Below are 25,372 nucleotides of genomic sequence, written 5' to 3' on the forward strand. Positions count from 1 at the left end.
AGCTGCGGGCGGCAAGAAATCTCAGAACCGGGCGATACGGCGCACGCGGCTGTCCGGCCTGCGGCTTTCCAGAACGACGGCGCCGATCGCAGCCGCAAGGGTCGCGACGGCGAGCAAGGCCCCGCCCTCCCGCGCATGATCCCGGGCGTAGGCGCCGGCTTCATCGGCGTAGTGACGCGCCTTCTTGCCCTGTTTCTTCAGCGCCTTCTTGGAGCCCTTGCGAGTTGCGTGGAACCAGCCGTCGGCGCGGGCGCGGGCGTAACGGGCGCCGTCGGCGGCCCGGTGACGCGCTTCACGCGACCATTCGCCGGCGCGCTCGCCAGCCCATTCCCCGGCGTCTTCGGCCCGGTGGCGGAAAGCGTCCACGGCGTCATGCAACCGGTCGCGGAGATCGGCCGTATCGACCCAGCCGCGGGGATTCATCCGCATCTTGATCCGCTCATAGCGGGTCGGGCCGCTGCGCTGCGACAGATAGATGGCCAGACCGGCGCCGACCAGAAGGGCGGCCAGGGTCCCGGCGCTGACGCCCGGATGTTTGCGGACTTCGTCCAAGGCGTTGAAGTTACGGACCATAGGATAGTGAACCTCTTCATCCAGACCGTTCGCGGTCGGGTCACGGCGCCCGTCGTCGTTCGGCCGATAGGCGGAACGGCGGTTCCGCATCAGCGAAGGAGCGAACCGCGCCAAAAACGGTTCCGCCCACCCGACCGGGTTAGATAGAAAGATGCCTGGCTTGGGCGCAGGCGCAAGCCCTTGAGGCGCGGCCGGCGGGATGTTGAGGGCGCCTCTTACCAAGCCGGTCTCGGGCGCCTAAATAGCCCCGATCCCGAAATGACGCCTTCCAAGGACCTTGCCGTGACCGATCACGCGCCCCAATCCGCTGTTTCCGACGACCTGGCCGCCGCCTTCCAGATCGAGGGCTGGCCCGTGCGCGGTCGCCTGGTTCGGCTGGGCGCGGCGATCGACACCATACTGGCCGCCCATGCCTATCCTGAGCCGGTCGCCGCCCTGCTGGGCGAAGCCTGCGCCCTGGCGGCCCTGATCGGCTCCAGCCTGAAGTTCGAAGGCCGGCTCCTGGTCCAGGCCCAGGGCGACGGGCCGGTGCGCTATGTCGTCGCCGACTATGGCACGGACGGCTCGCTGCGGGGCTATTGCCGCTATGACGAGGACGAGGTGGCGGCGGCCTCTCAGGGCTTCGCGCGGCCGGGCGCCCGGACCCTGCTGGGTCAGGGTGTTTTCATCATGACCCTGGACCGCGGTCCTGATTTCGAACGAACGCAAGGCATCACCCCGATCGAGGGCGAGAGCCTGTCCCTGTGCGCCGAACACTATTTCCAGCAGTCAGAACAGGTGCCGACCAAGGTGCGCCTAGCCGTCGGCTCGGTCCAGACCGGCGCCGGGGTCCAGTGGCGCGCCGGCGGGGCGATGATCCAGATCATCGCCGGCGACGAGACGCGCGGCTCGACCGAGGAAGTCTGGGACCGCACCCGCGCCCTGTTCGGCACCCTGGCCGACGACGAACTGATCGACCCCACCATCACGCCCGAAACCCTGCTGTTCCGCCTGTTCCACGAGGACGGGGTCCGGCTGGAGGGTGCGCGACCGCTGACGGCCGTCTGTCGGTGTTCCAAGGACCGCATCGCCTCGGTCCTGGCCTCCTTCGACCCGGCCGAACGGGCCGAAATGATCGAGGACGACGGGCGTATCCACGTCACCTGCGAATATTGCGCCACGGTCTACGCCTTGGAACCGGACGAGGTGGTGGCGGCCCAGATCTGATCGGGCATTCAGGCATGGTGTTTGCGACCTGGGGGACGGAGGACCGTCCCTCTGACCGAATTCGAGACATCGCCATGAAAACCGCCATCGCCGCCGCCGCCGCACTGGCCGCTCTGAGCGTCGCGCCTGTCGCCTTCGCCCAGACCGCCACCACGACCACCACCAGCAACACCTGCCGCCCCACCGACCCCTGCTATGACGCAGTCTGGAGCAAGTCGATCGCCAACACCCAGCGCATCGACGGCACGAACTCGATCTTGAACGCCACGGTCAACACCACAATCGGTCACGCCGCGGACACCGTGACCGCCGCCGCCACCTCCATCGGCAACAACTTCAAGGCCGAGGGCCGGTCGGTCGAATCCCTGTCTTCGAACCAAGTCTTCCAAGGCGAGGCCTACGCTACGCTGAACGCCAAGATCGGCGACGCGGCCTCGGACGTCACCCTGAACTCCAGCGCCATCGCCAACAACACGTCGGTGGACGTGGCGCAGGCGGGCCGCATCGATCTGAACCAGCAAATCCTGAACCGCGATCCGTCGGCCGTGGTCAACGCCGAGCTGGGTTCGGTCGGCGGCGATCTGACCGTCAGCGCCATCGCCGGCGGCAACATCGCCAATGTGACCGCCGACGTGGCCAACCTGTCCTCCAACCAGTTCGCCCACGCCGCGCCTCTGAACGCCGTGACGAACCTGTCGGTCGGCGCCGTCTCCGGCAAGATCGACGCCGCCGCCACGTCGATCGGCAACAGCCTGACCGTCAAGGGCTTCTGATCCTACGGCGGGACGCGGCCGCGGTCGCGTCCCGCCACAGATCAGGCGAGGAGACTTAAATGAGACACCGGCTGCTTGCGCTCTCCGTTCTGAGCCTTCTCGCCGCTGCAAGCGCGGTTCAGGCCCAGTCCAGCGTCGCCCAGATGGAGGCCGGATACGGTGGGGCCCGCCGCACCCTGTCCACCGCCTTCAATCCGTCCACCCGTGATGCGAACAACAACCGCGTCATCATGAACGGGGTGATCCAGGACGGTCAGGGCGGAAGCCAGATCAACGTCAACGCCAACGGCCAGACCTCCGGGGCGGACTTCTTCCGCTCCGGCGCAGACAGCTTCACGGCGGGGGCCCTGACCGCCAGTTCGACGGCGATCGGCAATCAGATCAACGTCAACGTCAACGGTTCCTGGAACACGGTGGTGCTGGATTCGACACAGATCAACAACGCCCCGATCAATGCGACCACCACAGTGACCGGACGCAACACGACCGGACAATAGGTCTTCGATCAGGGAAGGCTGGACGCCCGTCGGTTCGCCGACGGGCGTTTTCGTTTTCCGGGCGAATTTCTCGCTGGCCCGAACGGTGCGTTTCAACCGTCGAGAGACCTAAGACTGTTCAGGAACGACACATGTCGCCGATCGCCCTTCGCGCCGCCGCGCTCGTTATCGCCGCTGGTCTGGGACTGACGCCCGCCCTGGCGTCGGCTGAGACGCGCCAGAACTATGTCCCGCCGATCGGCGACGCCCCTGTCACCTCCAATCCGACTCCTTATACACCTGCCTTGACCTGCCTGGCGGAACGTGCGGCGGGGCGCCCGGCCCCGCGCATCTCGGTCGGCCGGATTTCCGACCTGACGGGGCGCGTGGATTTCGACACTGGCGCCAAAATCCCCCAGGGCGCGGCCCTGTTCGCCATCACCGCCCTGGGTAAGGCGGGCGTTCCCGTTGTCGAACGGCTGGACAATTCCGTCGCGGAGATCGAGCTGAACTACGCCCGCCAACATCTGTTGTCGGACACCCCCGAACGGGCGGGCTCCGATCCACAGAACTTCCGCCCCATCTATGCGGGCCAGATCGCCGGGTCGCAGTACTACATCGTCGGCGGCGTCACCGAGCTGAACTACAATATCGCCTCCTCCGGTCTGAAGGCCACGGTCGGAGAGGCGGCCGCAGCCGGGGTGCGGGGCACGGCGTCCACGACCGGCTATGTGATGAACGTCGCCGTCGATTTGCGCCTGGTGGACACCCGCACACAGCAGGTGATCGACATGGCCTCTTTCCAGAAACAGGTGACTGGGCGCGACGCCAGCCTGGGGGTGGTCGGGACGGTCGGAGACTACGGCGCCAATCTGAACGGCGGACGCGGCGCCATGGAGCCTTTGCAAGCGGCGGTGCGCACGCTCGTCGAGCGGGGCGTATTTCAGCTGATCGCCAATCTTCAGGGCGGGAACGCGACCGCCGACTGTCTGAACCCGGCCGCCAATCCGTCCGGTCCGACGCTGCCGACCTACGCCGCCCTGCCCGGCTCCTGACGCTTTCCTGAATCTTCACGGATTTGGGGCATTCAAGGCGCCATGCAGCGCCTGTCGATACAAATGACCGCCGCCCTGTGCGTCGCGGCCGTTGGAATGTCCGGCTGTGTCGGCGCCCATTACGATCCGGCGACCGGGCTTTACGCCCGCACCCTGGGGGGCGCGCCGGCGACACCGAACCCGACGCCCTACACTCAATCGCTGGAGTGCCTTGCACGGGCGGCGCGCGCCCAGAGCCTGCGCGGGCCGACCTTGGCCGTGGGGGCCATTTCGGACCTGACCGGCAAGAACGACTGGGACACTGGACGAAAAGTCAGCCAGGGCGCCGCGCTTTTCGCCATGACCGCCTTGGGCAGGGCCGGACTGCCGGTGGTCGAACGCTATGACCGCTCCGTGTCCGACATCGAGCTGGCCTACGCCCAGACGGGGGCTCTGTCCGGGGCCCTGATCGGCGAAACGCCGCCTGCCGCGACGATCGCGCCCCGGACGCCGTCGGAACCGGACCCCGAGGTGGTCTCGACCGTCGTTCCGGCCGATGCGACGGCTCTTGCCCCCCGACCGGTCCTGGCCGGTCAGATCGCGGGTTCGCGCTACTATATCGTCGGCGGCGTCACCGAGCTGAACTACAACATCCGATCTTCGGGCGTCGACGCCGCCGGGGGCGAGGTGGACAGCCAGGGCGCCAAGGGCAGTTTCCGCAACAGCGCCTTTGTGATGAATATCGCCATCGACCTGCGCCTGGTGGATTCCGTCAGCCAACAGGTCGCGGCCGTCGCCTCCTATCAGAAGCAGTTGATCGGCCGAGAGATCAAGGCCGGCGTCTTCGACTTTCTGGACGGCAACGTCTTCGACATATCGGGGGGCGCCAGCCAGTTGGAGCCGATGCAGCTGGGGATCCGCACCCTGGTGGAACGCGGCGTATTCGACCTGGCCAGCCACCTCTATGGATTGGACCGGTCCGCCTGCCTGCCCGACGGACTGGAGAGCGAAGACGGGGTCACTCCTCTGCTTCCCCTGGGTCCGCATCACTTCCTCATGGCCGAAGACGCGGCGCCCCGGATCGCCCGTGCGGTAGAGCCTGAAATCGAGCGACGCCTTGAGGCGGCGACGCCCATTCCCCTCCCCGTCCAGACGGCGTCAAATCGATCGGTTCAAGCCCATCCGGGGCCGGTGATCGAGCCCGGCGCCTGGCGCGTCCGGCGCTGAGGGCTGATCAGCCTTCCAGATCCAGCGAATAGCCGGCTGAGCGGACCGTGCGGATCGGATTGGCGCTGTCGTCGCCGATGGCCAGGGCCTTGCGCAGACGGCCCACGTGGACGTCCACTGTGCGCGCCTCGACATAGACGTCCGACCCCCACACGGCGTCCAGCAGCTGCTCGCGGCTGAAGACCCGGCCCGGATGCTGCATGAAGTGATCCAGCAGGCGGAACTCGGTCGGCCCCAGATGGACTTCCTGCCCAGACCGCTTCACCCGATGGGAGACGCGGTCGATGATGATGTCGCCGTGGTTCAGGCGGTCGTCGGCAAGACCCGGACGGATGCGGCGCAAGACGGCGCGGATGCGGGCGATCAGCTCGACCATCGAGAAGGGCTTGGTCAGATAGTCGTCGGCGCCGGTATCCAGCCCCCGCACCCTATCGCTTTCCTCGCCGCGAGCCGTCAGCATGATGATGGGCAGGTTGCGCGTCTCGGCCTTGCCCCGGATGCGACGGCAGACCTCGATGCCCGACAGCTTGGGCAGCATCCAGTCCAGCAGAACGAGATCGGGCTGGCGCTCGTCGATCTGGAGCATCCCCTCCTCGCCGTCGGCGGCGACGGTGACGTCGTAGCCTTCCTTTTCAAGGTTGTACTGAAGCAGGGTCGCCAGCGCGTCCTCGTCTTCCATCACAAGGATATAGGGCTGCACGTCGGGTCTCCGGTCTCGGGTCAGTGCGTCGAAAGGTTCGGCGTCGGATCGGAATCTTCGGCCGTGGGTTGGGCGCGCGGGCGTTCGCCCACGATGTCTTCGCCGGTGATTTCGTAGTGCACGGTCTCGGCGATATTGGTCGCGTGGTCGCCGATCCGCTCCAGGTTTTTGGCCATGAAGAGCAGATGGGTGCAGGCCCCGATCGTGCGCGGGTCGCCCATCATATAGGTGAGCAGTTCGCGGAACAGGGCGTTGTAATGCTCATCGACCTCGTCGTCGGTCTGCCAGACGGCGACGGCGCGATCCAGCTCCGAGGCCGTATAGGCGTCCAGCACGTCCCGCAGCCGGGTCGAGACCAGCCGCCCCATCCGCTCGATCGACCGGGTCAGGGGTTGCATGGGCTCCCCCTCGGCCAGGATCAGGGCGCGCTTGGCGATGTTCTTGGCTAGGTCGCCGGTGCGTTCCAGGTCGGTGGCGATCTTCATGGCGCCCAGGGTGCGGCGCAGGTCGCTGGCGACCGGCTGGCGCAGGGCGATCAGGCGAATGGCCTTCTTTTCGATATCACGGTGGAGGGCATCGAGCTTGAGGTCCCGCTCGACCACGGCGCGGGCCAGGGCGATGTCGCGCCGGGCGACAGAGTCGATCGCGTCTGCGACCTGGGCCTCGGCGAGACCGCCCATGCGGGCGATCTCGGCCGTGATCTGATTCAGCTCGTCGCCGTAAGCCTTGACCGTGTGCTGGTTCATTAGCCGAAGCGTCCCGTGATGTAGTCCAGGGTGCGCCGCTCGCGCGGATTCTGGAAGATGTCTTCGGTGTCGCCGGTCTCGACCAAACGCCCCATGTGGAAGAAGGCCGTGCGTTGCGACACCCGGGCAGCCTGGGCCATGGAGTGGGTGACGATGACGATGCAGAACCGCTCGCGCAGTTCGTCGATCAGCTCTTCGATCCGGGCGGTGGCGATGGGATCAAGCGCCGAGCAGGGCTCGTCCATCAGGATCACTTCGGGGTTCACGGCGATGGCGCGGGCGATCACCAGACGCTGCTGCTGGCCGCCCGACAGGCCCATGGCCGAGGACTGAAGGCGATCGGCGACTTCATCCCAAAGGCCCGCGCGTTTCAGGGCGCTTTCGACCACGCCGTCCATCTCGGACTTCGCCGAGACCAGGCCGTGGATCTTGGGGCCGTAGGCGACGTTTTCGTAGATCGATTTGGGGAAGGGGTTCGGACGCTGGAACACCATGCCGACCCGCGCGCGCAGCAGGACCGGGTCGATGGAGCGGTCGTTGATGTCTTCGCCGTCCATGGCGATCCGCCCCGTGACCTTGGCCCCGGAGATGGTGTCGTTCATGCGGTTCATGGTCCGCAGGAAGGTCGACTTGCCGCAGCCAGAAGGACCGATCAGGGCCGTGACCGTCTTGTCCGGTATGTCCAGCGACACCTCAAAGAGGGCCTGTTTGCCCTCGTAGAAGACCGAAACGTCGCGCGCGGCGATCTTGATCGGGCCGGTGGGCGGCGTAGCCACGACCGTCTGGTCCGCTTGGCGCGAAGATTCGGCGGCGGCCTCGATCCGGTCCGCGTCGCCAGCCGTTTCGGACGCTTCGCTCACGGCCGCAGGCAGAACCTGACCGCCCATGCGCACGGCGTGGGTCGGATCGGCCGTCCCGGCGCCGGTCTGGTCTTCAGCAGAACGGAAGATGCGAGTTTTCATGCTCTTACCACCGGCGCTCGAAGCGCCGCCTCAAGATGATAGCCGCCGCGTTCATGATGATCATGAAGACGAGCAGAACGATGATCGCCGCAGCCGTGCGTTCGTGGAAGGCGCGTTCAGAGGCGTTTTCCCAAATGTAGATCAGCGACGGCAGGGCGCCGACCGGCTGGTCGATGGCGTGCGGCACGCCCGGCACGAAGCTGACCATGCCGATCAGCAGCAGGGGCGCGGTTTCGCCCAGGGCGTGGGCCATGGAGATGATGGCGCCGGTCATCACGCCCGGCATGGCCAGGGGCAGAACGTGGCTGAACACCGTCTGGGTGCGCGAGGCGCCCATGGCCAGGGCCGCCTCCCGGATCGAGGGCGGCACCGCCTTCAGCGAGGACCGGGTGGCGATGACCAGGGTCGGCAGGGCCATCAGAGCCAGGACCAGGCCGCCGACCAGGGGACTGGCGCGCGGCAGGTGCATCCAGTTGATGAACAGCGCCAGGCCCAACAGGCCGTAGACGATCGAGGGCACGGCTGCGAGGTTGTTGATATTGACCTCGATGATGTCGGTCAGCCTGTTCTTGGGCGCGAACTCCTCCAACCAGACCGCTGCGCCGACGCCCAGCGGAATGGCGATCAGGGCGGTGACCATCAGCATCAGGGCCGAACCCACCACCGCGCCCAGCACGCCCGCCAGTTCCGGCTGGGTCGAGTCGCCGTTGGTGAACAGGGCGGTGTTGAAGTGCGCCCCCACCACCCCCTCGGCCTGCATCCGCTCCAACCAGGCGATCTGCCGATCCGTCAGACGGCGCTGGTCTTCAGGGGTCGATTTCGAAATCTCGCCTTTCAGATACAGGTCCGCATCGTCCGATAGGGGCGCGGCCAGGGGCACGGTCTCGCCGATGACGTCCGGGCGTTTGGCGACTAGGTCGGCGGCGACGAACTTCAGCTCGGACGAGAACAGGCCGCGCATTTCGGCCGAGGCGCGACCGGCAGCGTCGTCCTGAACGCCCCAGCGCGCCAGCTGCTGCTCGGCGGCCAATTGCTCGAAGTTGGACCCTTGAGGATAGGCCCGATCCACGCGGGCCGGGTCCATATAGACCGGGACGGTCACCGTATGGGAGTAGAAGGCGGTGTGCCCCTGCTCCACGATCCGCACCAGAAGGATGGCCAGGAACAGGACGGCGGCGGCGATGGCCAGACGGCCATACCATTTGAACCGCGCCTCCTTGGCGTGGCGTCGTTTCAGCCCGGCGCGCAGTCGGTCCAGCCGCGTCCTGTCGGTCGCGCCGGCGAGGCGATCGGAGGTCGCGTCAGTCATATTGTTCCCGATAGGTCTGCACGATGCGGTGGGCGACGATGTTGAGCACCAGGGTCGCCATGAACAGGGTCAACCCCAGGCCGAAGGCCGACAGGGTCTTGGCGCTGTTGAACTCCTGGTCGCCGGTCAGCAGCGTGACGATCTGGACCGTGACGGTGGTCACCGTGTCCAGCGGATTGAAGGTCAGGTTGGCCGCAAGGCCCGCCGCCATGGTCACGATCATGGTCTCGCCGATCGCGCGCGACATGGCCAGCAGCAGGGCGCCGGCGATGCCCGGCAGGGCGGCCGGCAGAAGAACCCGCTTCACCGTCTCCGACTTGGTGGCGCCCATGGCGAAGGAGCCGTCGCGCAGGGTCTGGGGCACGGCGTTCAGAATGTCGTCCGACAGGGAGGAGACGAAGGGGATCAGCATGATCCCCATCACAGCGCCGGCCGTCAGGGCCATCTGGTTCTGCACCAGGGCCAGATAATGACCGAGGCCGTCCAGCGGTCCGCCGATCAGAAACAGCCCGATTTCATTGAAGAAGACCCGCAGGAGCGGCCCCACGGTCAGGGCGGCGAAGAAGCCGTAGACCACCGTCGGCACCCCGGCCAGAATCTCCAGCAGCGGCTTGACCACCGCCCGCGTGCCGCGCCCGGCGTATTCCGACAGATAGATCGCCGACAGAAGTCCGATCGGCGCGGCCACGCACATGGCGATCGCCATGATCAGCAGGGTGCCCGCGAACAGGGGCACGGCGCCGAAGGCCCCGGTCGATCCCACCTGGTCGGCGCGGATGGCGATCTGGGGGCTCCACTGGGTTCCGAACAGGAAGTCGAAGATCGGGACCCGCTGGAAAAAGCGGAAGGAGTCGAAGGCCAGGGAGGCGATGATGCCGATCGTCGTCAGAACGGCGATGGCGGAACAGACGAACAGGGCGCCGTACACCCAGCCTTCCACCCGGTTGCGGGCGCGTATCTGGGGACGGATTTGGGTCATGGCGAACAGACCGCCCAGGACGGCGGCCAGGACGGCGGCCAGTCCCCCGCCCCACTTCAAGGTGCGCTCGATACTGACCATGCGGCGCGCTTCGACCGGGAGCTGCTCGGCCAGGGGCCGTTCCCAGATCTGAAGGGCGGGCTCGCCGCGACCGAGGCGATGGGCGTCGGCGAAGAAAGCGTCGCGACGGAACGGATCCAGGGCGGCCACCTCCGGCGGCGTGTCCACTGCGGTCAGCTGCCGCTCCAGGGGCGCCGAGAACAGACTCATCAGCACCAGAACCAGCAGGGCCGGCGCGGCGACCCAGATCAGGGCGTAGGCGCCATGCTGTCCGGGTCGCGAATGCGGCTTGGCCCCGACGGCGCGGCGGACGGCCAGGGCGCGACCGCCCAGATAGGCGGCGACGCTGAGCGCGACGAGGATCAGTAGGTAAATCCAGATCATTCCGGGTCCGAGGCGGTCAGGCGCGAATCGAAAGAAGGCCGGCGATCCGGCGGCTACGCGGCGCGACTACTGCCCGCGAATGGTCAGCGGAATAAGACGACTTGATGACAGTTCCATAACAGCGCAGGCGGCGCGGCGCGGCGATCAGGAGGCGGCGCGAACATCCCGCCGTTCGACCACCATGGGGAACCAGGCGGTAAAGGCGGCGCCCAGACCCGGTGCGCTCTCCACCACCAGACCGCCCTCGTGGCGATTGACGATGTGTTTGACGATGGCCAGACCCAGTCCGGTGCCCTGGCGCTCGCCGCTCTTTTGACCTTCGACCCGATAGAATCGCTCGGTCAGTCGCGGCAGGTGCTCGCGCGCCATGCCCGGCCCATGATCGCGCACGGTGACGGCTGCATAGAGGACGCCCGCAGCCCGGTCCGGCGTGACCAGCGGCAACCGCGTCGCGCCCGGCATGCGGGACGACCAGGCCTCATCGAACGACAGGTCCGAGCGCACCGAAATCTCCACTGTGCCCCCGGCGGGTGAATATTTGACGGCGTTGTCCAGCAGATTCTGGACGACCTGGAGGATTTCGTCGCGGTCGCCGTTTATGGAGGCGCGTGTCTCCCCGCGGTCCAGGGCCACGACGATCTGTTTGGCCTGGGTCAGAATGCTGACGGCGTCGACCACGTCGGCCGCTGCGCGATCCAGATCGACCCGGCCTGACGGCGGGATGTGTTCATTCAGCTCGATCCGGCTGAGCGACAGAAGGTCGGCGACCAGACGTCCCATGCGATCCGCCTGGGCCGACATGATGTCCAGGAATCGGTCGCGCGCTGCGGCGTCGTCGCGCGCGTGACCTTTCAGGGTTTCAATGAAGCCGCTGAGCGAGGCGAGCGGCGTGCGCAGTTCGTGGCTGGCGTTGGCCAGGAAGTCGACGCGCATCATCTCGGTGCGGCGCGCGGCGGTCTCATCGCGCAGGACGACCAGGGCCAGGGGATCGCGCCCCTCCCCCGCCTCGGTGGACAATGGCCGGGTCCAGGCGCGCCAACGCCGGTCCCGCTGCCCGCCGGTGGTGTAGTCTGTCGTGCGCGAGACGTCGCCGAAGAGGGCTTCGTCCACAGCTTCCAGCACCCCCGGCTCACGGATCACCTGGACCAGCAGCGCGCCCTGACGATGGATCCGCAACAGGTCGCGCGCGGCCTTGTTCGCCATCACGATGCGCCGACCGGCGATGTCGTCCGGCTCGCCGCCGCTGACGATCAGAACAGGATCGTCCAGGCTTTCGAACACCCTGTCGAGCAGGTCGGCGGTGACGGGATCGGTCGGCCCGTCCGCCGGCGCGCCCTCCGGCGTCGGCGTCGGCGCCGGCGCCGGCGACTGGGCGTTCAGCAGCCAGGCCGATCCGGCCACCACCACCGCCCCGCCGACCAGCCATCCGGCGATTTGAGGATGGACGAAGGCGAGACCCAGTAGAACGCCCACCGCGATCGCGATGCTGATGCCGACCGTCCAGAGTCGAGACGTCGAGGTCGGCGCCACCGGCGAAGGCGAGGAATCATAGGACATGGGCGGCGCGAGACTCGCTCGAACGGTTGGGGAAATCCCATCCTTGCACGGATTTTGTGACGCCGCGCCGACAGGACCGGCGATTTTTCCAAGCCTGACCGCACGGTTTGTTTAGGAGTTTTAGGCAGGCTGTCGCCAAAGGGGGAACTTCCTTGGTTCGGACGATGGACGCGGTCCTGTACGGTCACGACTGGCGGCTCAGTCTGCTCGCCGTCGCCTTCTGCTTTGCGGGAATGGCGTCGACCCTGCAGTTGATCGAGCTGACACGCCGGCGGGACGTCAAGACGCGCTGGCGGCTCGCCGTCGCCGCCGGCATCGTCGCCTCGCTCACGACCTGGCTGGCCCATGTCCTGGCCATGAAGGCGCTGGCCGCCCGCCTGGGCGGGACCTATGACGTCGGCCTGGCCCTGGGGTCCAGCATACTGGCTATGGCGATGATCGGCTTGGCCGTCGTCGTGGCCCTGGCGCGAGGACGGCTGTGGCGGACGTTTGCGGGGCTGATCGCCTTGTCCGGCGTGGCGGCCATGCACTATCTGGGCATGGTGGGTTTCCAGGCGTCCGGTCGGATGGAGTGGCGGTCCGATCTGGTGGTTCTGTCTATCGTCGGCGGCATGGCCATCGCGGGCGCAACCGCCTTCCTGCATCGTCGGGGCAGCCTTCCTCGCCTGTTGTTGAGCGCCGGCGGGGCGGTCGCCGCCATCATGTTCCTCCATGTCATGGGTACGGCGGCGCTGAGCGTGACGCCCGATCCGGCGGCGGGACGGCAGGCCGCCTTGTCTCCAGAGGCGATGCGCCCCCTGATCATCCTCGTCTTTCTGGCCGTCGGCGGAACGGGCGGGGTGATCGGGGTCATGGCCTATATGACGCGGGCGGGAGCCCTGGCGCGCATCCGCGAGGCGGTCGAAGCCATGCCGGACGGCCTGGCCTTCTTCGACGCCGACGATCGACTGGTGCTGTGGAACGCCCGCTATGCCCAGGTGAACCCGGAACTGGGGCCGCTTCTAAAGGTCGGGACCCCCTTCCTGGACCTGATTCGGATCGGCATGGACGAAGGGCGGTATGACGACGCCATCGGGCGCGAGGACGAGTGGATCGCCGAGCGGCTGAGGGCGCGCCGCGCCGCATCCTCCTTCATTGAGCAGCAGGTGGCTGGCGACCGCTGGCTGCGGATCCAGGACCGCCGGACGGCGGAGGGTGGGACCGTCACCGTCTGCAACGACATCACCGACCTGAAGCACGACGCCCGCGCCCTGGGCGAGGCGCGCGACGCGGCCGAGGCGGCCAATGTGGCCAAGAGCCTGTTCCTGGCCAATATGAGCCACGAGATTCGCACCCCGCTGAACGGCGTCATCGGCCTGTCCCAGGCTCTAGCCAAGACGGAACTGACGGCCGAGCAGCGCGAAATCCTGGATCTGATGCAAGCCTCCGGCCAGACGCTTCGGACCCTGCTGAGCGACATTCTGGATCTGGCGCGGGTCGAATCGGGCAGGCTGGAATTGACTGAGGACGCCTTCGAACTGGCTGGCGCGGTGCGCGAGGCGGCCCAGCTCTATGCCGAGAACGCCCGCGAGAAGCACCTCGGCTTCCATGTGGACATCGATGTCGAAGACGGGCTTTGGGTCAGGGGCGACGTCGTGCGCCTGAAGCAGATCCTGACCAATCTGATCTCCAACGCCGTCAAATTCACCAGCCAGGGCTTTGTCGGCCTGACCGTCCAGCGTGGAGCGGACCATGCGCGTGGGCCGACCCTGCGCTTCACCGTCGAAGACACCGGCATCGGTTTCGACTCAGCGACGAGAGAGCGTCTGTTCCGACGCTTCGAACAGGCCGACGGCGGCATTACGCGCAAGTTCGGCGGCTCCGGCCTGGGGCTGTCGATCTGCCGCCAGTTGGCGGAGATGATGGGCGGCGACCTGGATTGCGAAAGCGAGCCCGGGGGCGGCTCGGCCTTCATACTGACCCTGCCCCTGTCGGTCTGCGACGCTCCGGCCCAGAGCGAACCCCAGGCCGACCCTGAAACGCCGGCTCGCCTGCGCCGTCCCGTGCGGGTGCTGGTCGCCGACGACCATCCCACCAACCGTCGGGTGATCGAGCTGATTCTAGCCCAGACCTCGGTCGAGCTGTGCATGGTCGAAAACGGCGCAGAGGCCGTTGACGCCTTCCGTCTTCGCAGCTTTGACCTGGTGCTGATGGACATGCAGATGCCGGTGATGGACGGCCTGACCGCCACCCGGGAGATTCGACTGCATGAAAGCGCGACCGGGTCGGCGCGAACCCCGATCGTCATGTTGACGGCCAACGCCATGCCTGAACATGTGGCGGCGGGTCGCTCGGCCGGAGCGGACCACCATCTGGCCAAGCCGTTCAACGCCGCCGAACTGCTGGCGATCGTCATCGACCCCGCCGCCCTGCCGAAGATCGACGCTCAGGCGGCGTGATTCCGCTGAGCGGTCGCCGATCCGGTCTCAGGCGGTTGCACATCCGTCATGATGCGTGTAATAGCCCGCGCTCTTGAATTCGAGGGTTCATGACCCCCGCCGCGCGGGCCCAGGGTTGGCGCGGTGTTTCCGTTGTTGTTGAGGCGAGCCAGATGGCCGAGATCATTCTGAACGTGGACGTCCGCGAAGGCGTCGGCACCGGTGGCGCCCGCGCCGCCCGTCGCGCCGGTTTCGTGCCGGGCGTCCTGTACGGCGGCGACAAGGCCCCCGTCGCCCTTTCGGTGAACGAGAAGGACTTCCGCAAGTCGCTCTACACCGGCAAGCTGCTGGGCCATCTGGTGACGCTGAAGTACGGCGAAGAAACCCAGCCGGTCATCGCCAAGGACGTACAGTTCGACCCGGTGTCGGACCGTCCCCTGCACTTCGACCTGATGCGCGTCGACGAGCACGCCCCGGTCAAGATCGAAGTGCCCGTGCACTTCAAGAACGCTGACGAAGCGCCGTTCGCCCGTCAGGGCGGTTCGCTGGAAGTCGTCCGTCACGCCGTTGAAATCCTGGTCAAGGCCGACAGCATTCCGGAAGAACTTGTGGTCGATCTGGCCAAGGCGCAGATGGGCGACACCATCCGCATCTCGGACATCGCCCTGCCCAAGGGCGCCCAGCCCACCATCACCGACCGCGACTTCGTGATCGCGACCATCAAGGTCTCGTCCGCCGCCCTGTCGGCCGCCGCCGACGAAGCCGCCGAGGCCGAGACGACCGAAGGCTGAGCCTTCGTCGCATCGCCGGAACCAAGCCCCGCCCGGCTCGCCGCGGCGGGGCTTTTCTTTGGGCGACGCACACGGCATGAGGACGTCATGATCATCATCGCCGGTCTGGGCAACCCAGGCGCCAAATACGAGAAGAACCGCCACAACATCGGCTTCATGGCCGCCGACGAGATCGCGCGGCGCTGGCGGTTCGGCCCCGAGCGGGCCAAGTTTCAGTCGATCGTCAGCGAGGGTCAGGTCGAGACGGCGAACGGGCCGGTCAAGGTTCTGCTGATGAAGCCCCAGACCTATATGAACGAGAGCGGCCGGGCCGTCAGCGAGGCCGCGCGCTTCTACAAGATCAAGCCCAGCGAGATCATCGTCTTCCATGACGAGATCGACCTGGCGCCCGGTCGGTTCCGCATGAAGACCGGCGGCGGAGCAGCCGGCCAGAACGGAATCCGCTCGCTGATCAGTCATCTGGGACCGGACTTCCGTCGCGCCCGGATGGGGATCGGCCATCCCGGCGAGAAGGAGATGGTCATGCCCCACGTCCTGGGAGACTTCCACAAGGCGGAGCAGCCCTGGCTGGACGCCCTGCTCCAGGCCTGCGCTGACGCTTTGCCCTTCGCCGTCGCCGGCGACGACGAACGCTATCAGGGCGAGGTCATGCGCCTGGCCCCGGCGCCCAAGTTCAGTCCCCGCCAAGCGGCGCGCGGCGAACTGTAGCCTGTACGCCCTTGGCGAAACGCCGTAGATGCGAGGCGTGAACCGTTCCGGCGCCGATCATTGGTCGACATCGAAGTCGCTCGCCTTCCTGGCGGCGGTCTTCGCCATCGTGCTCGGAAGTCTGCTGCCGTTCGGAGCCTTGGCGGCGGCCCAGCCGGGCCAGCCTCTGGTCATCTGTTCCGCAGAAGGGCCGCAGACCATCCAGTCCGGCGGCATGGACGGCCCGGTCAACAAACATCTTGGGGCCAAGTGCGCAGCCTGCGTCGTGCCCCTGGCCGCCGCCCTGCCCGTCCCGCCCGCGCCCGAACCCGCGCCGGTCCTCCGCACGGTCGAGACCGTCGTCTATACGCCCGCCCGCGTCAGCCCCCCGCCGCCGGCCCGCGCGCCGCCGCGTCCGCCGTCCACCGCCCCGCCCCACGCCTGAACCAGACCCGAAGCCCGCGCCGGCCCCACGCCCGCGCGCCCTTTCCCGTTCTGACTTCAGGATCATCATGTCTCTCAAGACCACTGCGGCGCCCTGCGCCCTGCTGCTCGCCGCCCTGTCCACGACTGTGGGGGCGAGCCCCGCCCTGGCGCAGCAGACGCCCGAGCCCGCCATGCTCGACACCGTCATCGTCACCGCCCGTCGCAACGCCGACGACCCCGTTGTCGTCGCCGAGGCGCGGGAACGTCTGGCCCGTACGCCGGGCGCGGTCGCCGTCGTCTCGGCGGAATCCTACGCCGACCGCTATGCGCCGAACCTCGCCGACGTGCTGCGCGACGCGCCGGGCGTCTATGCCCAGAAGAAGTGGGGGGGCGACATCCGGCTTTCGATCCGGGGCTCGGGCATCGGCAACTCCAGCCACAATCGCGGAACCCTGCTGGCCCAGGACGGGGTGCCGTTCAACGAGGCGGACGGGTTCGGCGACTTCCAGCTGATCGACCCGCTGATCGCCCGCTACACTGAGGTCTATAAAGGCGGCAACGCCCTGCGCTTCGGCGGCGCCCTGCTGGGCGGAGCGGTCAATCTGATCACCCCAACCGGGCGCACGGCCGCATCGAACCTGAGCCTGCGTCTGGACGGCGGCTCCTATGGGACGGTGCGCGCCCATGCCGAGGTCGCGGGCGTCCGGGGCGACTGGGACGGCTTCGCCGCCGTTACGGGCCAGAGCGTGGACGGCTGGCGTCAACAGAGCGAGGGCAAGTCCCTGCACCTGTCCGCCAACATCGGCCGCAGCTTCGGCCAGGACCGGGAGGTTCGTCTGCTGGTCTCGGGGGGCGACATCCATCAGGAAATCCCCGGCAGCGTCAGCCTGTCGGGCGCCCTGACCGACCCAACAGCGGCCAACCCAGGCAACATCAACCTGAATTATCAGCGCAATATGCAATCAGTCCGCACGACGGTGCAGACGCGCTGGCGGCTGGATCCGTCCACCGTGTTCGAGGGCGCGATCTATGGAAGCTGGAAGGATCTGGACCACCCCATCTTCCAGGTGATCGATCAGGAAAGCCGCAACTACGGCGCTTTCGGACGGTTCGACTGGCAGGGACAGGTCTTCGGCCTGCGCGCCGACGCCTTCTACGGCGCCTGGTATCGTCAGGGCGATCTGGACGCCAAACAATGGGGCAATCTGGCCGGACAGCAGAACGGCCTGCGCGCCCGCAGCTTCCAGAACGGCAAGGGGCTGGACGTCTTCGGCGAGGGACGGCTGTTCGTCACCGACCGCCTGACCCTGGTCGCCGGGGGAACCTGGGGCCGCGCCGAGCGGGACTATCAGAGCTATGTGGTCCCCGGCGTCTCCGGCACGATCGACCTGACCGTCGACAAGAGCTTCGACTGGTTCGCCCCCCGCGCCGGCCTGTTGTGGGAAAGCGAGCAAGGCGATCAGGTCTTCGCCAATGTCACCCGCTCGGTCGAGCCGCCCAACTTCTCGGCCCTGTCGCCGACCGCCGCCGGTTATCAGCCCCTGGTCCCGCAGGAGGCCGTGACCTGGGAGATCGGCACGCGCGGTCGCCGAGGGCCGGTGACCTGGGACGTCACCGCCCATCGCGCCGACCTGGACCACGAACTGCTGAACTTCGTCGTCAACGCCTCGCTGGGCATTCCCGCCTCCACCTTCAACGCCGGGCCCTCCGTTCACCAGGGGATCGAGGCGGGGCTGGATTGGCGGATCGCGCCGCAATGGCGGCTGCGTCAGACCTACGCCTTCTCGGACTTCTTCTTTGACGGGGACAAGGTCTACGGCGACGCCCACCTGCCGGTCGTGCCGCCGCACCTCTATCGAGCCGAGCTGCGGTATGACCACCCGGCGGGCTGGTTCTTGGCCCCGGGCGTGGAATGGTCGATGGCGGACGCCTGGGTCGACTACGCCAACACCCTGAAGTCGCCCGCCTATACGGTGGTGAACCTGAACATGGGCTGGACCGTGCGGGACGGCCTGACGATCTTCGCTGACGTGCGCAACCTGTTCGATGATGCCTATGTCTCGAACTTCAGCGCAGTTACGGACGCCCGGACCGCTTCGACAGCCGTCTTCTTCCCCGGCGAAGGCCGCTCGGCCTATGTCGGCGTCAGGATGAGCTACTGATGGCCGGCAAGGCCCCAATCCAGGCGCCGGACGATCTGTCCGGCGCCTACCGCGCCGTCTGGCGCTGGCATTTCTACGCCGGCGTCTTCGTCATGCCCGTGCTGATGCTGCTGGCCCTGACGGGCGGGCTGTATCTGTTCAAGGACGAGATCGACGCCGCGCTTTATCGCGACATGATCCGCGTGCCGGCGGTTCAGGCTCAGGCGGCGCCGACGACCTGGGTGGCGGCGGCCCAGGCCGCCGGCGGCGGGCGGGTCGCCAATCTGGTCATGCCCGCACGGGCGGGCCAGGCGGTTCGCCTGAGGGTGGATCGGCCCGACGGGGTGCAGAAGACGGTCTTCGTCGATCCCCACACCGGCCGCGTCACCGGCGTCATTCCCGCCGGCGGGGTCATGGAACTGGTCAAGAAGACCCACAGCCTGACCCTGCTGGGGCGGCCGTTCAACATCCTGGTCGAGATCGTGGCGGGCTGGACCATTATCCTGTTCGTCACCGGCCTCTATCTGTGGTGGCCACGTGGACGGGCTGTCGCGACCGTCTCGCTCCGAACGACCGACGCCCGACGCCGCCCCTTCTGGCGCGACCTGCACGCCCTGGCGGGCTTTTACGTCGGCGGTGTCGTGCTGTTCCTGGCGGTCACCGGCATGCCCTGGTCGGCCTTCTGGGGAGACACGGTGATGGACGCCGTCAAGTCCAGCGGTCTTGGCCGCCCGCCGGCGCCTGTCGCGGGGGCCTGGCAGCGCGCCGAACACCATGACCAGCCCATCGGCGCCGGTTGGGCCATGGACGGAATGGTCATGACCCACGACCACGCGGGCCACGGCGCGCTGGATCGGGTACTGAAGGCCGCCGACGACGCCGGTCTGGCCCGGCCCTACGCCGTCAACATCCCCGCCGCCGGCGGCACGGCCTATACGATCACGACCCAGGCCCGCCGGGTTCAGGACACCCGGTCCCTGTACATCGACGCCGCCTCGGGGCGCCTGCTGGCCGACCTCGGCTACGACCGGTTCGGCGTCGGCGCCAAGGCCATCGAGTGGGGCGTCTACACCCACCAAGGCACCCAGTTTGGACAGGTGAACCGCATCATCATGCTGCTGGGCTGTATCGGCGTCTGGCTGCTGGCGATCAGCGGATTGGTCATGTGGTGGAAGCGCCGCCCGCCCAACCTGTCGCGCCTGCGGCTGGGCGCCCCGCCCGCCCCGCCCGGACCGCGCGTCCGCGCGGCTGTCCTGGGCATCGTCCTGCCCCTCGCCCTTCTCTATCCCCTGACGGGCCTGAGCCTGATCTTCGCCGTATTGCTCGATCGAGCCGTGCGGCCGACGATCCGGCGTCGTCCCGCCGTTTCCTGAAAGAACCGACGCCATGAAGACCCATCTGTCCCTCGCCGTCGCCGCCCTTGCACTGACGGCCTGTAACTCGCCGGCGGACAAACCGGCCCCTGCTGCTGACGCCACGGCGGCCGTGACCGCCGCCGACGCCTGGTGCCGCCCTTCGCCCAACGGAGCCAAGGCCGGGGGCTGCTACGTCACCCTGACCGCCGCGACCGACGACCGGCTGACCGGCGGCTCCACCCCGCGCGCGGCCGAGCTTCAGGTCCATGAGATGAAGACCGAGAACGGCATGATGAAGATGGCCCAGCTGACCGAGGGCCTGCCGCTGCCGGCCGGTCAGGCGGTCGGCCTGGCGCCCGGCGGCAATCATCTGATGCTGATCGGCCTGACCGCGCCCCTGGTCGCGGGCGAGACCGTGCCCCTGACCCTGAAGTTCGCCTCGGCGCCCGAGGTGACGGTGCAGGCGGCGGTGCGCCAACCGACCATGGCGGGGATGGATCACGCCGCCCACTGATGCCTTTTGAAGCGCGAGCCTGACAAACCGGTTCGAACCGGCTAAAGGCTCGCGCCTCACGAGGAATCCCATGGCCCTGAAAGTCGCGATCGTCGGCCTGCCCAATGTCGGCAAGTCCACCCTGTTCAACGCCCTGACCAAGACGGCGGCGGCCCAGGCGGCCAACTATCCGTTCTGCACCATCGAGCCGAACACCGGCGACGTGGCCGTGCCCGAGCCGCGTCTGAACGCCCTGGCCGAGATCGCCGGGTCCAAGGAGATCATTCCCGCCCGCATCACCTTCGTGGACGTCGCGGGCCTGGTGCGCGGCGCGTCCAAGGGCGAGGGCCTGGGCAACCAGTTCCTGGCCAATATCCGCGACTGCGACGCCGTGGCCTTCGTCGCCCGCTGCTTCGTCGATGACGACATCACCCACGTCGAAAACCGCATCGATCCCATCGCCGATCTGGACATCATCGAGACCGAGCTGATGCTGGCCGATATGGAAAGCCTGGAGCGCCGCCGGCCCCAGCTGGAGAAGCGGGCCAAGACCGGCGACAAGGATTCGGCGCTTACGCTGAAACTGGTCGATTTGGCCCTGGCCCAGCTGAACGCCGGCAAGCCCGCCCGCACCGCCGAGGTATCCAAGGAGGATATGAAGGCCTGGCACATGCTGCAGCTGCTGACCGCCCTGCCCGCCCTCTATGTCGCCAATGTCGAAGAGGGTTCGGCCGACCAGGGCAATGAGCTGTCGGCCAAGGTCGCCGCCCGCGCCGCCCAGGACAACGCCAACTCGGTCGTCATCTCGGCGCAGATCGAGTCCGAGATCGCCGTGCTGGACGACGCCGAGCAGAAAGAGTTCCTGGAGACCCTGGGTCTGGAGGAACCCGGCCTGAACCGGCTGATCCGCGAAGCCTACAAGCTGCTGGGCCTGCAGACCTATTTCACGGTCGGTCCCAAGGAGGCCCGCGCCTGGACCATCAATGTCGGCGACACCGCGCCCCAAGCGGCCGGGGTCATACACACCGACTTCGAAAAAGGCTTCATCCGCGCCGAGACCATCGCCTTCGAAGACTTCGTCGCCCTGCGCGGCGAGGCCAAGGCGCGCGAAGCCGGCAAGTTGCGCGCGGAAGGCAAGTCTTACGTCGTCAAGGACGGCGACGTGATGAACTTCCTGTTCAACTGAGGCGTCAGATCAGGGGGACTGCCGCGCTGCGGCCTGGTCCTGGTCCTTGTCGGGCTTCAGCATCTTCTCCAGCGGATTGGCGGGGTCGGGCGCCCGTGGCGAGCCGGGGCAGCGCAGCAGCTTCACCGTAGTCATGTCCCGGTCAATATAGGTCAGGTTCATGACGTCGCCGGCCGCCGCCATGTGGACGCGCTCGGTCGCGACCTGCCCTTCCGCCGTGCAGTTTAACGTCGCCACATAGCCGTGGGGCGTCTCGTCGATATGGGCGATGTCGCAACGGTTCTCATACCCCTCGAACCGCTGAGGGGTGATGGTCAGGGGCCGTCGGTCGCCCTGCGGGCGGGCGCACCAGGCGAGGTCGCCGGCCCAGACCCCGACGAAGCTGCGCGGCCCCCGCGACGCCAGGGACGAGGGGCCGGGCGGTTCAACCGCCTGCATGGCTTCGGCGGTCCTGAGCGGCGCGGCGGGCTGGTCGGGAGGGTTGACGTCATTCTCGCCGCAAGCGCCCAGCAGGGAACCCAGGGCGAGCAGCGGAAACAGGGCGAGTCTCATGACACCGCAACGTCAAGACCCAGCTCCGGTTCAAACGCGCGCGACAAGTGCGGTTGATTCTGATAATCGTTCGCATTAATGAAGCCGCCTTCATCAGCCGGGGCTATTATGCGCAATCACCTTCTCCTCTGCACCGTCGCCGTCACTGCGGCCGCCACCGCCCATTCCACCGCGTCCGCGCGGGCCGAAACGCCGCAGGTCGCAGCGACCCAGATTGATCCAATCGTCGTGATCGGCACGCGATCGGAGCGGCAGGCGTCCCGGACGCCCGGCACGATCAGCGTCATCACTGACGCCGAGATCGAGACCATGTTGGCGACAGACATGAAGGATCTGATCCGGTATGAGCCGGGGGTCAGCGTGCCCACCTCCCCCGCCCGCTTCAGCCTGGCCCTGTCCGGCGCGGGCCGCGACGGCGATTCGGGCTTCACCATCCGGGGCATGGGCGGCGACCGGGTGCTGATCATCAACGACGGCGTTCGTCTGCCGGCGGGCTTCAGCTTCGGGGCCCAGGCGGTAGGGCGCGGCGGCTATAACGACCTGGACCTGACCAAGTCGGTGGAGATCCTGCGCGGCCCGGCTTCGGCCCTTTACGGCTCGGACGGCGTGGCGGGTGCGGTGGCGTTCAAGACCAAGGATCCGGTCGATTTTCTGAGCGCCGGCCAGGCCTTCGGCGCACGGGCGCGAGTCGGCTACGGCTCGGCCGACGAGGGCTGGACCGAGGGACTGGCCTTCGCCGGCCGATCGGGCGCCTTGTCAGGGCTGATCGCCTACACCCGCCGCGACCATCAGGAGACGGAGAACAAGGGCCGGATGGGCGGGGTCGGCGCCGCCCGCACCGAGCCCAACCCCCAGGACTTCGCCTCCAACGCCTATCTGGGCAAGCTGGTGTGGCAGGCCGCGCCGAACCATGTGCTGCGTCTGACCTACGACCATCTGGATTCCGACATGACCGGCGACGCCCTGAGCAGCCGGTCCGCGACCGTCCTGTCCGTCACCGCCCATGACGAGACCCGTCGCGACCGCATAAGCGGTGATTGGCGCTTCAGTGATTTCGCCGGCCTGAGCGACGGCTCGATCAGCCTGTACTGGCAGGACGCCGAGACGCGGCAGTACACCTTCGAAGATCGCACGCCGGCCGTGGACCGGGCGCGGGACGTCACCTTCGACAACAGGGTCTATGGCCTGGCCGCCCAAGGGGCGCGGGTGTTCGGCGAGACGAGCGCGGTCCGGCACCGCGTCACCTTCGGCGGCGACTGGTCCAAGACGACCCAGGAGGGTCTGCGCGACGGCATCACGCCGCCGGTCGGCGAGACCTTCCCTGTCCGCGCCTTCCCGACGACCGATTTCCAGTTGGCCGGCCTGTTCGTCCAGGACGAGATCGAGGCGCTTGGGGGCGCCCTCAGCATCATCCCCGCCGTGCGCTACGACTGGTACGAGCTGTCGCCCAAGGTGGACGCCCGTTTCCCCGCCGCCGCCTCAGGACAGAGCGACGACCATATCTCGCCCAAGCTGGGCGTCGTCTATTGGACCGGCGCGCATCTGGGCGTCTTCGCCAACTACGGCCTGGGCTTCCGTGCGCCCTCGCCTATGCAGGTGAACAACTATTTCGAGAACCCGGTCTTCGGCTATCGCTCGATCCCCAATCCGAACCTGTCGCCGGAAACCAGCGAAAGCTTCGAGGCCGGCTTCCGACTGCGCGACATCGGCGTGGCCGGGGGCGTGATGCGTCTGAACACCACCGCCTTCGCCACACATTATGACGACTTCATCGACCAGGTCGCCGTCAGCGGAACGGGCGTGCCGGGCGTGGATCCTCTTGTCTATCAATACGTCAACCTGACCGAGGTGGACATTCGCGGCTTGGAAGCCCGTGCGGACCTCTATTGGGACAACGGCTTCAGCCTGATCGGGTCGGCCGCCTATGCCGAAGGAGAGCAGACGACCGACGGCCGCCGCACCGAACTCAGCAGCATCGATCCGGTCAAGGTGGTGGCCGGCGTTCACTATGCGGCGCCGTCTGGCGTTTGGGGCGGATCGGCCACCGTTACCTGGTCCGGCAATAAGGATAGGGCCACATACAATCTGTCTTGCGGCGCAGCCTGCTATCTGGGCGACAGCTTCACCCTGCTAGACCTGACCGCCTATTGGAACGTGACCGAACGCGCCACCCTGCGCGCGGGCGCCTTCAACGTCTTTGACGAGACCTACGGCTGGTGGAGCGACGTGCGGGGCCTGTCCGCCGCATCGACCGTCAAGGACGCCTACACCCAGCCTGGCCGCAACTTCGGCCTTTCCCTGACCTTGCGCCTGTAACCGCCATGACCGCACGTACTTCAAGGACACGCCCCATGCGCGCCATTCTGATCGCCGCCGCCCTGTTAGCCGTCGCCCCCGCCTCCGAGGCGCTGGCGACCGCCGCTCAGCCGCCCGTCGCCGCGGCGACCGACGCCTTCGAGCGGGACCGCCAGGCCATTCTGGCCCAGGCGGGCCAATACCGCGTCCATTTCGACATGCGCGAGAACGTCAGCTTCCGCGCCGACTATGATCCGCTGGAGGAGAAGCTGTCCGGCGGCAGCGAGATCGTGCGTGTCGTCTACGACAAGGGCGACCGGATCAGCCTGCAGCACATATTGGTGATGGAGCACGACGGTCAGACCATGGTGATCAAACACTGGCGCCAGGACTGGACCTATCAGCCGCAGACGGTCCTGACCTACGCCGGGCCGAACCGGTGGGTGCTGACCCCCGTCCCGGAAGCCCAGCGCCAGGGCGCTTGGTCTCAGACCGTGTGGCAGACTGACGATTCACCTCGTTACGGCGGAGTCGGCCGCTGGACCTATGACAATGGGCTGACGGCCTGGACGTCCGACCCGACCTGGCGACCGCTGGCGCGGCGGGACGCGGTGCGGCATCCGATCTACGACCGCTATCTGGGGACCAATCGGCACATCCTGACACCCGCCGGCTGGGTGCATATTCAAGACAACATGAAGATGGCCGGCCAGCCGGACGGTGCGCCGATCGCCGTGGTCCAGGAAGATGTGATCAACACCTACGACCGGAACGACAGCTATTCCCCCAAGCCGGGGGACGACTATTGGGCCAAGACCCAAGGCTTCTGGGCCGCCGTGCGCGACGCCTGGGATGCAGCCATCGTCGCCGGAAACGGAGTCCATCTGCAGCAGGAGGCCGAGACCGGCGCGGTCACTGGAGCGCCGCTGATGGATCTGGCCCAGTCGCTGGCCGACGGCGAAGTCGCTGAGGCCGAGGCCGTCGCCCGGGCTCGCGAGTTGATTGCCCAGGCCACATCAAGCCAGCCCGCCGCCGCCCGTTGA

At 67.5% G+C, this 25,372-nt stretch carries 23 protein-coding genes; 15 read left to right on the forward strand and 8 right to left on the reverse strand.

Features of this window, described 5'->3' with window-relative positions; genetic code table 11:
* Positions 1-21: 21 nt before the first annotated feature.
* Positions 22-573, reverse strand: coding sequence for a YtxH domain-containing protein (locus GGQ93_RS06845; protein WP_152951095.1), 552 nt, complete (start codon positions 571-573; stop codon positions 22-24).
* Between the two features lie 282 nt (positions 574-855).
* Here GGQ93_RS06845 and GGQ93_RS06850 point away from each other — a divergent pair, with 282 nt between their 5' ends.
* The 5 genes from GGQ93_RS06850 (at position 856) to GGQ93_RS06870 (ending at position 5,289) form a co-directional block, all read left to right on the forward strand.
* Entirely contained in the window at positions 856-1,779 is a 924-nt protein-coding gene (locus GGQ93_RS06850; RefSeq protein ID WP_054766903.1) for an Hsp33 family molecular chaperone, read from the forward strand.
* Positions 1,780-1,853: 74 nt separating this feature from the next.
* Positions 1,854-2,552 (forward strand): hypothetical protein, encoded by a 699-nt coding sequence (locus tag GGQ93_RS06855; RefSeq protein ID WP_054765407.1) that lies wholly within the window; start codon positions 1,854-1,856, stop codon positions 2,550-2,552.
* A 59-nt stretch (positions 2,553-2,611) separates the two neighbouring features.
* The gene (gene hfaA / locus GGQ93_RS06860; RefSeq protein ID WP_182713917.1) at positions 2,612-3,049 is read left to right on the forward strand and encodes a holdfast anchoring protein HfaA; all 438 of its coding nucleotides are present in this window, start codon (positions 2,612-2,614) and stop codon (positions 3,047-3,049) included.
* Positions 3,050-3,180: 131 nt separating this feature from the next.
* Entirely contained in the window at positions 3,181-4,083 is a 903-nt protein-coding gene (gene hfaB, locus GGQ93_RS06865; RefSeq protein ID WP_183215916.1) for a holdfast anchoring protein HfaB, read from the forward strand.
* Positions 4,084-4,125: 42 nt separating this feature from the next.
* On the forward strand, positions 4,126-5,289 hold the full coding sequence (locus tag GGQ93_RS06870) for a CsgG/HfaB family protein (RefSeq protein WP_183215918.1): 1,164 nt from the start codon (positions 4,126-4,128) through the stop codon (positions 5,287-5,289).
* 7 nt (positions 5,290-5,296) lie between these two features.
* Here the strand turns inward: GGQ93_RS06870 and phoB are convergent, their stop codons facing one another.
* The 6 genes from phoB to GGQ93_RS06900 all read right to left on the reverse strand — a co-directional run bounded on the left by phoB (position 5,297) and on the right by GGQ93_RS06900 (position 11,986).
* Positions 5,297-5,989: a phosphate regulon transcriptional regulator PhoB gene (gene phoB / locus GGQ93_RS06875; protein WP_152949895.1), complete on the reverse strand. Its 693-nt coding sequence runs from the start codon at positions 5,987-5,989 to the stop codon at positions 5,297-5,299.
* Between the two features lie 20 nt (positions 5,990-6,009).
* Positions 6,010-6,735 carry a phosphate signaling complex protein PhoU gene (phoU, locus tag GGQ93_RS06880; RefSeq protein WP_054765402.1) on the reverse strand — a complete coding sequence of 242 codons (726 nt, stop codon included), beginning with the start codon at positions 6,733-6,735 and terminating at the stop codon, positions 6,010-6,012.
* Positions 6,735-7,697: a phosphate ABC transporter ATP-binding protein PstB gene (gene pstB / locus GGQ93_RS06885; protein ID WP_183215920.1), complete on the reverse strand. Its 963-nt coding sequence runs from the start codon at positions 7,695-7,697 to the stop codon at positions 6,735-6,737. The genes phoU and pstB overlap by 1 nt, the downstream gene beginning before the upstream one ends.
* Positions 7,698-7,701: 4 nt before the next feature.
* Positions 7,702-9,006, reverse strand: a complete 1,305-nt coding sequence (gene pstA, locus GGQ93_RS06890; RefSeq protein ID WP_183215922.1) for a phosphate ABC transporter permease PstA — start codon at positions 9,004-9,006, stop codon at positions 7,702-7,704.
* Positions 8,999-10,429 carry a phosphate ABC transporter permease subunit PstC gene (gene pstC / locus GGQ93_RS06895; protein WP_183215924.1) on the reverse strand — a complete coding sequence of 477 codons (1,431 nt, stop codon included), beginning with the start codon at positions 10,427-10,429 and terminating at the stop codon, positions 8,999-9,001. Before pstC ends, pstA begins: the two co-directional genes overlap by 8 nt.
* A gap of 144 nt (positions 10,430-10,573) precedes the next feature.
* Positions 10,574-11,986, reverse strand: coding sequence for a sensor histidine kinase (locus tag GGQ93_RS06900; RefSeq protein WP_054765398.1), 1,413 nt, complete (start codon positions 11,984-11,986; stop codon positions 10,574-10,576).
* A 152-nt stretch (positions 11,987-12,138) separates the two neighbouring features.
* On the opposite strand from GGQ93_RS06900, the gene GGQ93_RS06905 reads away from it, so the two are divergent.
* The 8 genes from GGQ93_RS06905 (at position 12,139) to ychF (ending at position 21,482) form a co-directional block, all read left to right on the forward strand.
* Complete coding sequence (locus tag GGQ93_RS06905; protein ID WP_224764309.1) at positions 12,139-14,424, forward strand: hybrid sensor histidine kinase/response regulator; 2,286 nt, start codon at positions 12,139-12,141, stop codon at positions 14,422-14,424.
* Between the two features lie 152 nt (positions 14,425-14,576).
* Entirely contained in the window at positions 14,577-15,194 is a 618-nt protein-coding gene (locus GGQ93_RS06910; RefSeq protein WP_054765396.1) for a 50S ribosomal protein L25/general stress protein Ctc, read from the forward strand.
* A gap of 87 nt (positions 15,195-15,281) precedes the next feature.
* Positions 15,282-15,902: an aminoacyl-tRNA hydrolase gene (pth, locus tag GGQ93_RS06915; RefSeq protein ID WP_183215926.1), complete on the forward strand. Its 621-nt coding sequence runs from the start codon at positions 15,282-15,284 to the stop codon at positions 15,900-15,902.
* Between the two features lie 28 nt (positions 15,903-15,930).
* Positions 15,931-16,326, forward strand: coding sequence for a DUF2946 family protein (locus tag GGQ93_RS06920; protein WP_221233578.1), 396 nt, complete (start codon positions 15,931-15,933; stop codon positions 16,324-16,326).
* 67 nt (positions 16,327-16,393) lie between these two features.
* Positions 16,394-18,469 (forward strand): TonB-dependent receptor family protein, encoded by a 2,076-nt coding sequence (locus tag GGQ93_RS06925; protein WP_183215930.1) that lies wholly within the window; start codon positions 16,394-16,396, stop codon positions 18,467-18,469.
* A complete protein-coding gene (locus GGQ93_RS06930) occupies positions 18,469-19,821 on the forward strand; it encodes a PepSY-associated TM helix domain-containing protein (protein ID WP_183215932.1) in 1,353 nt (450 codons plus the stop codon). Before GGQ93_RS06925 ends, GGQ93_RS06930 begins: the two co-directional genes overlap by 1 nt.
* Positions 19,822-19,834: 13 nt before the next feature.
* Positions 19,835-20,317 carry a copper chaperone PCu(A)C gene (locus GGQ93_RS06935; protein ID WP_183215934.1) on the forward strand — a complete coding sequence of 161 codons (483 nt, stop codon included), beginning with the start codon at positions 19,835-19,837 and terminating at the stop codon, positions 20,315-20,317.
* Between the two features lie 70 nt (positions 20,318-20,387).
* Positions 20,388-21,482 (forward strand): redox-regulated ATPase YchF, encoded by a 1,095-nt coding sequence (gene ychF, locus GGQ93_RS06940; RefSeq protein WP_152949891.1) that lies wholly within the window; start codon positions 20,388-20,390, stop codon positions 21,480-21,482.
* A gap of 9 nt (positions 21,483-21,491) precedes the next feature.
* Here ychF and GGQ93_RS06945 read toward each other — a convergent pair whose 3' ends face one another.
* The gene (locus GGQ93_RS06945) at positions 21,492-22,034 is read right to left on the reverse strand and encodes a hypothetical protein (protein ID WP_183215936.1); all 543 of its coding nucleotides are present in this window, start codon (positions 22,032-22,034) and stop codon (positions 21,492-21,494) included.
* A 108-nt stretch (positions 22,035-22,142) separates the two neighbouring features.
* Here GGQ93_RS06945 and GGQ93_RS06950 point away from each other — a divergent pair, with 108 nt between their 5' ends.
* Both GGQ93_RS06950 and GGQ93_RS06955 read left to right on the forward strand, forming a co-directional pair.
* Positions 22,143-24,350: a TonB-dependent hemoglobin/transferrin/lactoferrin family receptor gene (locus GGQ93_RS06950; protein WP_183215938.1), complete on the forward strand. Its 2,208-nt coding sequence runs from the start codon at positions 22,143-22,145 to the stop codon at positions 24,348-24,350.
* Between the two features lie 35 nt (positions 24,351-24,385).
* Complete coding sequence (locus GGQ93_RS06955) at positions 24,386-25,372, forward strand: DUF6607 family protein (RefSeq protein WP_183215940.1); 987 nt, start codon at positions 24,386-24,388, stop codon at positions 25,370-25,372.

The organism is Brevundimonas aurantiaca, assembly GCF_014199955.1.
GTDB lineage: Bacteria > Pseudomonadota > Alphaproteobacteria > Caulobacterales > Caulobacteraceae > Brevundimonas > Brevundimonas aurantiaca.

Excerpts from the sequence above, each read along its gene's own strand:
- pstA (WP_183215922.1), bottom strand. The coding sequence starts at position 9,006 with ATGACTGACGCGACCTCCGATCGCCTCGCCGGCGCGACCGACAGGACG.
- GGQ93_RS06910 (WP_054765396.1), top strand. The coding sequence starts at position 14,577 with ATGGCCGAGATCATTCTGAACGTGGACGTCCGCGAAGGCGTCGGCACC.
- GGQ93_RS06930 (WP_183215932.1), top strand. The coding sequence starts at position 18,469 with ATGGCCGGCAAGGCCCCAATCCAGGCGCCGGACGATCTGTCCGGCGCC.
- GGQ93_RS06845 (WP_152951095.1), bottom strand. The coding sequence starts at position 573 with ATGGTCCGTAACTTCAACGCCTTGGACGAAGTCCGCAAACATCCGGGC.
- GGQ93_RS06900 (WP_054765398.1), bottom strand. The coding sequence starts at position 11,986 with ATGTCCTATGATTCCTCGCCTTCGCCGGTGGCGCCGACCTCGACGTCT.
- phoU (WP_054765402.1), bottom strand. The coding sequence starts at position 6,735 with ATGAACCAGCACACGGTCAAGGCTTACGGCGACGAGCTGAATCAGATC.
- GGQ93_RS06955 (WP_183215940.1), top strand. The coding sequence starts at position 24,386 with ATGCGCGCCATTCTGATCGCCGCCGCCCTGTTAGCCGTCGCCCCCGCC.
- GGQ93_RS06920 (WP_221233578.1), top strand. The coding sequence starts at position 15,931 with ATGCGAGGCGTGAACCGTTCCGGCGCCGATCATTGGTCGACATCGAAG.
- hfaB (WP_183215916.1), top strand. The coding sequence starts at position 3,181 with ATGTCGCCGATCGCCCTTCGCGCCGCCGCGCTCGTTATCGCCGCTGGT.
- GGQ93_RS06855 (WP_054765407.1), top strand. The coding sequence starts at position 1,854 with ATGAAAACCGCCATCGCCGCCGCCGCCGCACTGGCCGCTCTGAGCGTC.
- hfaA (WP_182713917.1), top strand. The coding sequence starts at position 2,612 with ATGAGACACCGGCTGCTTGCGCTCTCCGTTCTGAGCCTTCTCGCCGCT.
- pstB (WP_183215920.1), bottom strand. The coding sequence starts at position 7,697 with ATGAAAACTCGCATCTTCCGTTCTGCTGAAGACCAGACCGGCGCCGGG.
- ychF (WP_152949891.1), top strand. The coding sequence starts at position 20,388 with ATGGCCCTGAAAGTCGCGATCGTCGGCCTGCCCAATGTCGGCAAGTCC.
- pth (WP_183215926.1), top strand. The coding sequence starts at position 15,282 with ATGATCATCATCGCCGGTCTGGGCAACCCAGGCGCCAAATACGAGAAG.
- GGQ93_RS06925 (WP_183215930.1), top strand. The coding sequence starts at position 16,394 with ATGTCTCTCAAGACCACTGCGGCGCCCTGCGCCCTGCTGCTCGCCGCC.
- GGQ93_RS06870 (WP_183215918.1), top strand. The coding sequence starts at position 4,126 with ATGCAGCGCCTGTCGATACAAATGACCGCCGCCCTGTGCGTCGCGGCC.
- GGQ93_RS06935 (WP_183215934.1), top strand. The coding sequence starts at position 19,835 with ATGAAGACCCATCTGTCCCTCGCCGTCGCCGCCCTTGCACTGACGGCC.
- GGQ93_RS06950 (WP_183215938.1), top strand. The coding sequence starts at position 22,143 with ATGCGCAATCACCTTCTCCTCTGCACCGTCGCCGTCACTGCGGCCGCC.
- pstC (WP_183215924.1), bottom strand. The coding sequence starts at position 10,429 with ATGATCTGGATTTACCTACTGATCCTCGTCGCGCTCAGCGTCGCCGCC.
- GGQ93_RS06945 (WP_183215936.1), bottom strand. The coding sequence starts at position 22,034 with ATGAGACTCGCCCTGTTTCCGCTGCTCGCCCTGGGTTCCCTGCTGGGC.